Source organism: Bacillus sp. JJ1127, assembly GCF_036965845.1.
Taxonomy (GTDB): Bacteria; Bacillota; Bacilli; order Bacillales; family Bacillaceae_G; genus Bacillus_A.
In genome coordinates this window covers 1-9,804 of record NZ_JBALQK010000064.1, presented here as the reverse complement: position 1 = coordinate 9,804, position 9,804 = coordinate 1, and the positions used below count along the sequence as shown (strand labels likewise).

Below are 9,804 nucleotides of genomic sequence, written 5' to 3'. Positions count from 1 at the left end.
TAAAATGGATTTATATATCTGCGGGAAATAGACAATAAAAAAGCCGAACTGACATTGAGTCTCGTTGCTAAGGTTCTTTCATATAGAAAGCTCTTAAGTATGAGAAGGGAGTCTGCTCGGTTTTTTCGCTTTCATGAATAACAAACACGCAGTTTTCATCTTTTGTACGCTGTAACATAACTGTAACAAAAATGTATCCGAATTGGAAACCGATTGATGTTACAATGTAATTTGTAGAATTTTGATGAAAGATATACATAAAACAGCAGTGGCGATAACGAGAAAGTATGATCACTGTTATTTGACACAATTGGTGATACAACTAGAAGATAAGTGAGAGTGGGAGCTTATGCTTTCATTTTCATATAGACAGACCAAGTATTTCGAAAAAAAATCATTAAGTATTGGGTGATAAATAATGATAAAAATGACGAATGTTTATAAGGAGTATCCAAATGGCATGAAAGCCGTTGCTGGACTCACAGTTAGTATTAAACAGGGTGAATTCGTATACGTAGTTGGACCGAGTGGAGCCGGGAAATCTACATTTATTAAGATGATGTATCGTGAAGAAAAACCAACAACAGGATCTATTAATGTAAATGGCCTTGTCATTGAAACATTGGCAGAGCGAGATGTTCCATATTTTCGTCGCCAGCTAGGGGTAATTTTCCAAGACTTTAAACTGCTACCTAAATTAACGGTATATGAGAATGTTGCGTTTGCATTAGAAGTAATTGAAGAAGAGCCTGATGCAATTCGTGAGCGTGTGACAGAAGTGTTAGGACTTGTAGGTCTTGAAGATCGTGCAGATGCACTTCCAAGTGAACTTTCAGGTGGGGAGCAACAACGTGTGGCGATTGCAAGAGCGATTGTAAATAAGCCAAAGGTTGTAATTGCCGATGAGCCAACGGGTAACTTGGATATTGAAACAGCTCTTGATATTATGAGTATTTTCAAACGTATTAATGAGCGAGGTACAACAATTGTTATGGCAACGCATAACGCAGATATCGTAAATACAATTCGTCATCGTGTAATTGCGATTGAAGGCGGAAAAATTGTTCGAGATGAGATTGAGGGAGGATACGGATATGAAGGCTAAAACCCTTAGTCGACATTTACGAGAAGGTGTAAAAAATCTATCCCGTAATGGATGGATGACGTTTGCTTCTGTAAGTGCAGTAACAGTTACATTATTACTTGTAGGTGTCTTTTTAACAGCGATTATGAATATGAACCATTTTGCGACGAAAGTAGAGCAAGATGTAGAGATTCGTGTACACATTGATCCAGCAGCAAAAGAAGCGGATCAAAAGAAATTAGAACAAGAGATTAATAAGATTTCAAAAGTAGATTCTATTAAATATTCTTCTAAAGAAGATGAATTGAAACGTTTGATTAAAAGTTTAGGTGACAGCGGAAAAACGTTTGAATTATTTGAACAAGATAATCCATTGAAAAACGTATACGTTGTCAAAGCAAAACAACCAACAGATACAGCAGCAATTGCGAAAAAAATTGAAAAAATGCAGTTCGTAAGTAATGTTCAATATGGTAAAGGCCAAGTTGAAAAATTATTTGATACAGTAAAAACAGGTCGTAACATTGGGATTTTGTTAATTGCTGGTCTTTTATTTACAGCGATGTTCTTAATCTCAAATACAATTAAAATTACAATTTATGCACGAAGCACAGAAATTGAAATTATGAAACTTGTAGGTGCAACGAACTGGTTTATTCGTTGGCCGTTCCTGTTAGAAGGTTTATTCTTAGGTATCATGGGTTCAATCATCCCAATTATCGTAATTTTATCTTCTTACAATTCACTGCAAGGTATGTTTAATGAGAAACTTGGCGGAACAATTTTTGAACTGTTACCATATAGCCCATTTGTATTCCAATTAGCTGGTTTATTAATGTTAATTGGTGCATTAATCGGTATGTGGGGAAGTGTAATGTCAATTCGTCGCTTCTTAAAAGTATAAAAAGTTGCAAACATAATTCGTACAAGCTTATCATATAGTAGAAATAGGTAAAGGCATCACACAATGTGTGATGCCTTTTGCTACACCACCTGTGTGTTCTGGAAAGGGGAATTCCGCATTGAAACGTAGAGTTGCGATTATTGGAATGGTTATTACATTTTTAATTGGTGCTGGCGGGATGTTTGCAGGTATGTATATGTTTGGAATTAATCCAGCGTATGTGACGCAAACAATAACAAAAGATAGTGCTAGCACAGCAAAAGGAAATTTAGCAAAGATTAATGAGGCGTATGCACTGATTGATTCGCGTTATGTAGAAGACGTAAAGGACGATAAGCTTGTTGAAGGTGCGATACAAGGGATGTTGTCTACGCTGAAGGACCCTTATTCCACGTATATGGATAAAGAAACAGCGAAGCAGTTTAACCAATCACTTGATCCTGAGCTTGAAGGTATTGGGGCTGAGGTGAACAAAACGGATGGCAAGCTTATTATTGTATCTCCAATTAAAGGTTCACCAGCAGAAAAAGCAGGTGTTAAACCAAATGATCAAATCTTATCGGTAGATGGAAACAGTGTAAAAGATTTATCACGTGAAGAAGCGGTATTAAAGATTCGTGGTAAAAAAGGGACAACTGTTGCGCTTGAAATTAAACGTGAAGGAGTAGCTGACCCGTTAGAGTTTAAAATTAAGCGCGAAAAGATTCCAATTTTCACTGTGTTTAGTTCTGTGAAGAAAGAGAATGAGAAAAATATTGGTTATATTCAAATTACATCTTTCTCTGAAAACACAGCGAAAGAATTTAAGGATCAATTAAAAGAACTTGAAAAGAAAGAAATAAAAGGTCTAGTTATTGATGTGCGTGGGAATCCTGGAGGTTATTTAAATAGTGTAGAAGATATACTAGGGTTAATCATGACGGATAAAAAGCCAATGCTGCAAATTGAACAACGAGATGGTGAGAAGAAGAAATTCTCTACTGCGTTAAAAGAAAGAAAGCCATATCCAATTTCAGTATTAGTCGATAATGGAAGTGCTTCTGCTTCTGAAATTTTAGCTGCTGCGCTAAAAGAAGGAGAAGGATATGATTTAGTTGGTGAAAAAACATTTGGTAAAGGTACTGTGCAGCAAGCCGTTCCATTTAAAGATGGCAGTAACATTAAACTAACGATGTTTAAATGGTTAACACCAGATGGCAATTGGATTCATAAAAAAGGAATTGCTCCAACGGTAGAAGTGAAGCAGCCCGATTATTATCATGCAACTCCAATTCAAATTGAGAAGACGCTTTCTTATAATTCAAATGATGTACAAGTAAAAAATGCACAAGAAATGCTGAAAAGTTTAGGATATGTGCCAGGTCGTGAAGATGGATACTTCAGTAAAGAAACAGAATCAGCTCTTAAAGCATTCCAAAATGCAAATGAGATGGAACCAACTGGAGAACTTGATAAAAAGACAGCTGAAGCAATTCAAAATAAAATCATTGAAAAAATTCGTTCTGGCGAAAATGATTTACAATTACAAGCAGCATTAAAATTAATGGCGAAATAAGAAAAAATACAGGCATTTTGTTGCCTGTATTTTTTTATGTGTTAAACAAACGTTTGTTTAGTTGTGATAATATAAAAAGAAAGAATGATATAAATGGTGGTGAATCAGTTCGTGGAGGCGTGGTCTTTTGAGATAATGCGAGCAGTTGGGCGTTTTTTCTTACACCCTGCTGTCTATGTATTTTTGATAAGTAGTATTTTTGTTGGCTACTTACGTATATTACGAGAACGAAAAGCTTTTTCTTTTAAAGTATATGATATTTGGTTTGAGCTGCGGACATCCTTATTTTCAGGAGTTGGATATGGTTTGGTTGTGTCCATCATAACAATTGGAGCCGGTCTAGTTGTGTCGCAAGCAAGTATATGGATGATTTTAATTTGGACACTATTATTTGGACTAGCTGCTCAGTATCGATATTTATCGGCAGCGTACACATTTGGTATAGCGATTGTAGCGGCTTTGTTATCTTCTAAGATGCCAATCTCTCTCTTACAGCTTGGAGAAGGAGAAGGGGATACCATTGTATCACTTGCTATTCTACTTGGCATAATGCTAGTAGTAGAAGGTCTATTAATTTCAAAAAATGCAGTGCGATATTCCACACCAAAAATACGAAAAAGTAAACGTGGTTTAAATATTGGATTACATGAATCAAAACGCTTATGGCTTGTGCCAATTTTTATTCTTGTCCCAGGAGATGCGGTTACGCAGTTCGTTTCATGGTGGCCTGTCGTTTCGGTAGGTTCACAGACGTATTCTTTATTCCTTGTTCCATTTCTAATTGGCTTTATGCGGAACATTAGAAGTTATGAACCGAAGGAAGCATTATTATTTACAGGGAGACGTATATTTGGATTAGCTGCACTCGTTCTCGTTTTAGGTATTGCCAGCTATTGGTGGCATGTGTTAGCGATTGTTGCGATGGGAGCAGCGATGCTTGGTCGCTTTACAATTGCGATGCAGGAGAGAATTGCTGATGAGACGCGTCCAGCATATTTTGCAGCGCGCGATGAGGGATTAATGGTATTAGATACGATTCCGAATACTACTGGTGCTGAAATGAACTTGAAGCCTGGAGAGGTAATTACGAAAGTAAACGGTGTAATTCCGAAAACAGCAGAGGAATTTTATGATGCACTACAGTCCAAGACAACGGGGGCATTTTGTAAACTAGAGGTGCTCGATACAAAAGGTGAGCTTCGTCTTGCTCAAACGGCGCTATATGCAGGTGGGCATCATGAATTAGGTGTTGTATTTGTAGAACAGGATCATAAGTGGGATACGGAAGCTGTTTAATGTGATTTTTCATAATTGATTGATAAGGATGGAAGTTTCTCTTTATTTTTTAACTTGATGGCGATGTGCCGTGTCCCTATGACCTTTTGCACGCATCTTGGCGGAGCATATTGAAATGAAAAAGATGGATTATTTGATTAAAGTGTTACTTTAGGTATATATACTATAATATAGACAGAGTAACATGCATGGAAAGGAACGATGAAATATGCCAAAGCAACAAATTGGAGTTGTTGGTGTGGGCGTTATGGGAAAAAGCCTCGCACTTAACTTTGAGAGTAAAGGGTATTCTGTTGCCCTATATGATATTTCAAAGGAAAAAGTAAATGAAATCATTGAGGAAAACCGTGGTAAAAACTTAGTTGGTACTCATATGGTTGAAGAGTTTGTTAACTCACTTGAATCACCTAGAAAGATTTTATTAATGGTTAATGCAGGGGAAATTACAGATAAGGCGATTGATTCTCTGCTTCCTCACCTCGATAAAGGTGATATTTTAATTGACGGCGGTAATACATACTTTGTCGATACAATTCGCCGAAACAAACGTCTTGCCGAAGAAGGAATCAATTTCATCGGTGCAGGTGTGTCAGGAGGAGAAGAGGGTGCATTGAAGGGACCGTCTATTATGCCGGGCGGACAGAAGGATGCATACGAAAAAGTGAAGGATATGCTTGAAAATATCTCTGCAAAAGTGAATGACGAGCCTTGCTGTTCTTATATCGGACCTAATGGGGCAGGCCACTATGTAAAGATGGTTCACAACGGTATTGAGTATGGAGATATGCAATTAATTTGTGAAGCATATTTCTTCTTGAAACAAACACTTGATTTGACTGCAGAAGAGTTTCATGAAATATTTGCTGAATGGAATAAGGGCGAACTGAACAGCTATCTAATCGAGATTACAGCAGACATCTTCACGAAGAAAGATGAAGAAACTGGTAAGCCATTAGTGGATGTTATTCTTGATACTGCAGGACAAAAGGGTACAGGGAAATGGACAAGTCAAAGCGCACTTGATTTAGGTATATCTCTCCCTATTATCACGGAATCTGTATTTGCGCGTTGTATTTCTGCTTTAAAAGAAGAGCGTGTGAACGCAAGCAAAGTTTTATCTGGACCTAAAGATAAAGCAGCACTTGGAATTGAAAAAGCCGAATTAATTGAAGCAGTGCGCCAAGCTTTATATATGAGTAAAATTTGTTCTTATGCACAAGGATTCACGCAATTGAAGGCAGCTTCTGAGGAATATGATTGGAACCTTGATTTTGGCAGCATTTCTATGCTTTGGAGAGGCGGATGTATTATTCGTGCAGCCTTCTTACAGAACATTAAAGAGGCTTATGAGAAAAACACTGACCTACCGAACCTTTTACTTGATCCATACTTTAAAGAAATTGTAGAGTCATATCAAGGCGGATTACGTCAAATTATCTCAGCGGCTGTACAACAGGGCATTCCGGTACCTGCATTTTCAGCAGCAATTTCTTATTATGACAGCTATCGTACTGCAACACTACCTGCAAACTTGTTACAAGCGCAGCGTGATTATTTTGGAGCACATACGTATAAACGAGTGGATAAAGAAGGTACATTCCATACAAAATGGATATAAAATAAAAAAAGGGACCAAGATTAAATTCTTGGTCCCTTTTTTATCCCGTAATTCGCAGGCGGTAAGACGCCCACTGATGGAAGTTTCACTTTATTGGAATAATAACACACGCGCTGGTGATGCATCTGTACCCATTAGTTTTAATGGAGCTGCAACCATAAAGTATGTTCCCGCTTCTACTTCTTTAAATGTTAATCCTTCAATTACAATAATATCGTGTGCAAATAGTGTTTTATGGGTTGGGTGACCTTCTTGGGCACGTTCAACACCTAATGCATCAATGCCCACACCGCGAATACCTTTTTCAGCAAGTAGTTTCGCACCGCTTTCAGCTAAATAAATAAAATCGAAGTTAAATCCTTCATCAAAGGAGTTCTTTGTTTTAAATAAAACAAAATCCCCTTTTTGAATATCGAAATCTTTTAGGTCTTCAGCAGTAATACCACCATCAACATGCGTCAGGTTAAAAACCTTTGCTTCGCCTACTAATTTCTCAATATCAAGTGTTTCAAACGTGTCTCCGTCATTTATCATATGCAAAGGCGCATCAATATGCGTTCCTGTATGAGCATCCATTTTTAATGTGGATTCTGTTACATGACCGTTTGTAACTTTGGAAAGTTGAGGCTGTTTTTCCGGTTTATTTTTATATACAGGCATTCCTTCGTAAATAGGTACTGTAATATCATATACTTTTTTCATAAGAATTCCCCTTTGATTAGATTGAGTAGGCATTATCATCTGAAATAGGCCACCATTGGAAGCTGTTTTCCGCAAGTAAATCATCAGAAGCTTGCGGTCCCATTGATCCTGATTCGTAAGTAAGTAAATCTGTTGATACATCCTGTTGCCATGCTTTAGAAATAACATCAACAAATTTCCATGATAATGCTACTTCATCCCAGTGAGTGAAGTTTGTTGCATCGCCTTGAGTTGCATCATATAGAAGTTTCTCGTAAGCTTCTGGTGTATTTACTCCATCCACGCAGTCATTGCAGTAATCAAGCTTAAATGGTGTTGTTTTTTCAGAAGTACCAATTTTTTTACCGTTTAAAACAAGAGAAATCCCCTCATCCGGCTGAATATGAATAATAAGCAAGTTTGGATGAACGTTGTTTTCTGATTTAGAATATAAGTTCATTGGCAATTCTTTAAACTGAATGATGATTTTTGTTGATTTTTCTTGCATACGCTTACCTGTACGAATGTAGAACGGCACACCTGCCCAGCGGAAATTGTCTATTAATAATTTACCTGCCACAAATGTTTCTGTTCTTGAGTTTGGATCCACTTTACTTTCGCTTCTGTACCCAGGAACTTCTTTTCCATTGATTGTTCCTGGTCCATACTGACTTCGTACAAAATATTGATCAACTTCTTCTACTGTTATTGGTCGAAGTGCGCGCAATACTTTAATTTTTTCGCTTCGGATTTCTTCTGTTGTTAAACGAATTGGCGGTTCCATCGCCAGTAAAGCAACCATTTGTACCATATGATTTTGTACCATATCTCTTAAAGCACCGGAATGGTCATAATAACCTCCGCGGTCCTCTACACCTAAAGATTCACTGGATGTAATTTGAATATTAGAGATGTACTTATTGTTCCATAGTGATTCAAATATTGCATTTGCAAAACGAATGACGCCAATATTTTGAACCATTTCTTTTCCTAGATAATGGTCAATGCGATAAATCTCATCTTCCGCAAATGCTTGACGAAGTTTTTCGTTTAATTTTTGTGCGGATGGCAAGTCATGTCCAAAAGGCTTTTCAATAATCAATCGATTCCAACCGTTTGAGTTTGTCACACCTTCTGATTTCAAGTAAGAAGCGATTGTTCCGAAAAATTCAGGAGCCATTGCCATATAATACATTCTGTTTCCTGGAATATTGAATTGTTCTTCTAGGTTAGTAAGTAACGTATTCAAATCTTGGTACGAAGCGGTATTCGTAACATCAAACGATAAGTATCGGAAATGAGTTAAAAATTCATCTAAATCATTCCCAGGTTTAATTTTTGACTCTTGAATAGAGGAAAATACATTTTCACGAAATACATCATCACTCCATTCACGTCTCGCCACACCAACAACAGCAAAATTTTTAGAGAGCTGTCCTTTTTTATATAGGCTATATATAGAAGGGAATAATTTTCTCTTTGCTAAATCGCCTGTTGCTCCAAATATAACTATAGTGCAATGTGTATTGTCGTTCTTGTTCACTGGGTACCCTCACCTTTATCAATGTATAAATAGTATCTTAGAAGATTTTAACATAATTCGAAAGAAGTCTCCTACTTTTAAGTATGTGTAAGAAAGTAAGAATAAATCTCTTAAATTATTTTAGGGTGAAGATTATAGAAAATCAAAAGAAAAGCATGAAATCATTAATACAATGTAATGTAGTTATTTTGAAGTTGGCGTAATGAGAAAGAAATAAAGTGAAACTTCCGTCAGTGAGAATCTTACTGTCCATGAATAGCGGGATAAAAACCTGCAATTGTAGGAGTTAAGATGGGAAAGTGGGAAAATTAGGAGAGCCGATAGATTTCTGGTACAGCGAAACACATTGTGCTATGATATGGAGAAATATAGAATAAAGCCATGTAACGGAGGGGTTTTTTTGCCGCATATTGTATTTCGTGGAATTACTACTGAGCAATTAAAGAGTATAAGTAAACCATTAGTGGAAGAACTTGCAGAGGTTTGTGAGTGTGGTGCGGATAATTTTACGTTGGAACTACCAAGTTCTACATTTGTATACAATGGGGAAGAAATAGAGGCATTCCCTCTTATTGAAGTAAAATGGTTCGAGCGTGGACAAGAAATTCGTAATCGATTTGCCAATGCCATTACTACATATTTAATGGATTTTGGACTTCCTGAAGTAGAGGTTGTGTTTACGGTTTTCACAGAGTCAGCGTATTATATTAACGGAAAGCATTGCGCAAGTTAAGGCTTTTGTAACATTTATAAGCTTAATACATAGGAGGAAATATATTATGATCGTTACAACAACTTCTGTTATTCAAGGAAAAGAAATTGAAGAGTATATTGATATCGTAAACGGAGAAGCAATTATGGGAGCTAACATCGTTCGTGATTTATTTGCTTCTGTTCGTGACGTTGTTGGTGGCCGTGCTGGTGCTTATGAAAGTAAGTTAAAAGAAGCGCGTGATATTGCGATGGAAGAAATGAAAACTCTTGCGAAGCAAAAAGGTGCAAACGCGATTGTGGGCATTGATGTAGACTATGAGGTAGTTCGCGAAGGAATGCTAATGGTTGCGGTAAGCGGCACAGCTGTCCGTATATAGAATATAAAGAAAGAAGGGGCTGTCCCATAAGT

The 9,804-nt window shown here is 37.0% G+C and carries 9 protein-coding genes; 7 read left to right on the top strand and 2 right to left on the bottom strand.

The window, feature by feature from the left end; translation table 11 throughout:
- Positions 1-418 precede the first annotated feature (418 nt).
- From ftsE to gndA, 5 genes are all read left to right on the top strand, one after another.
- Positions 419-1,105 (top strand): cell division ATP-binding protein FtsE, encoded by a 687-nt coding sequence (ftsE, locus tag V7183_RS08310; RefSeq protein WP_097897159.1) that lies wholly within the window; start codon positions 419-421, stop codon positions 1,103-1,105.
- Positions 1,095-1,988, top strand: a complete 894-nt coding sequence (ftsX, locus tag V7183_RS08305; protein WP_097897160.1) for a permease-like cell division protein FtsX — start codon at positions 1,095-1,097, stop codon at positions 1,986-1,988. The genes ftsE and ftsX overlap by 11 nt, the downstream gene beginning before the upstream one ends.
- A 118-nt stretch (positions 1,989-2,106) precedes the next feature.
- Positions 2,107-3,543, top strand: a complete 1,437-nt coding sequence (locus V7183_RS08300; protein WP_438825162.1) for a S41 family peptidase — start codon at positions 2,107-2,109, stop codon at positions 3,541-3,543.
- Positions 3,544-3,636: 93 nt separating this feature from the next.
- The gene (locus tag V7183_RS08295) at positions 3,637-4,839 is read left to right on the top strand and encodes a PDZ domain-containing protein (RefSeq protein WP_335359190.1); all 1,203 of its coding nucleotides are present in this window, start codon (positions 3,637-3,639) and stop codon (positions 4,837-4,839) included.
- A 208-nt stretch (positions 4,840-5,047) separates the two neighbouring features.
- A complete protein-coding gene (gene gndA / locus V7183_RS08290) occupies positions 5,048-6,457 on the top strand; it encodes an NADP-dependent phosphogluconate dehydrogenase (protein WP_335359189.1) in 1,410 nt (469 codons plus the stop codon).
- Positions 6,458-6,547: 90 nt separating this feature from the next.
- Here gndA and V7183_RS08285 read toward each other — a convergent pair whose 3' ends face one another.
- Positions 6,548-7,159 (bottom strand): cyclase family protein, encoded by a 612-nt coding sequence (locus V7183_RS08285; RefSeq protein ID WP_097897164.1) that lies wholly within the window; start codon positions 7,157-7,159, stop codon positions 6,548-6,550.
- Positions 7,160-7,175: 16 nt separating this feature from the next.
- Entirely contained in the window at positions 7,176-8,681 is a 1,506-nt protein-coding gene (gene zwf, locus V7183_RS08280) for a glucose-6-phosphate dehydrogenase (RefSeq protein WP_097897165.1), read from the bottom strand.
- Positions 8,682-9,081: 400 nt separating this feature from the next.
- Between zwf and V7183_RS08275 the strand changes: the two genes are divergently transcribed.
- Both V7183_RS08275 and V7183_RS08270 read left to right on the top strand, forming a co-directional pair.
- Entirely contained in the window at positions 9,082-9,414 is a 333-nt protein-coding gene (locus tag V7183_RS08275) for a DUF1904 family protein (RefSeq protein WP_097897166.1), read from the top strand.
- Between the two features lie 46 nt (positions 9,415-9,460).
- Positions 9,461-9,772 (top strand): heavy metal-binding domain-containing protein, encoded by a 312-nt coding sequence (locus V7183_RS08270; protein WP_335359188.1) that lies wholly within the window; start codon positions 9,461-9,463, stop codon positions 9,770-9,772.
- Positions 9,773-9,804 lie beyond the last annotated feature (32 nt).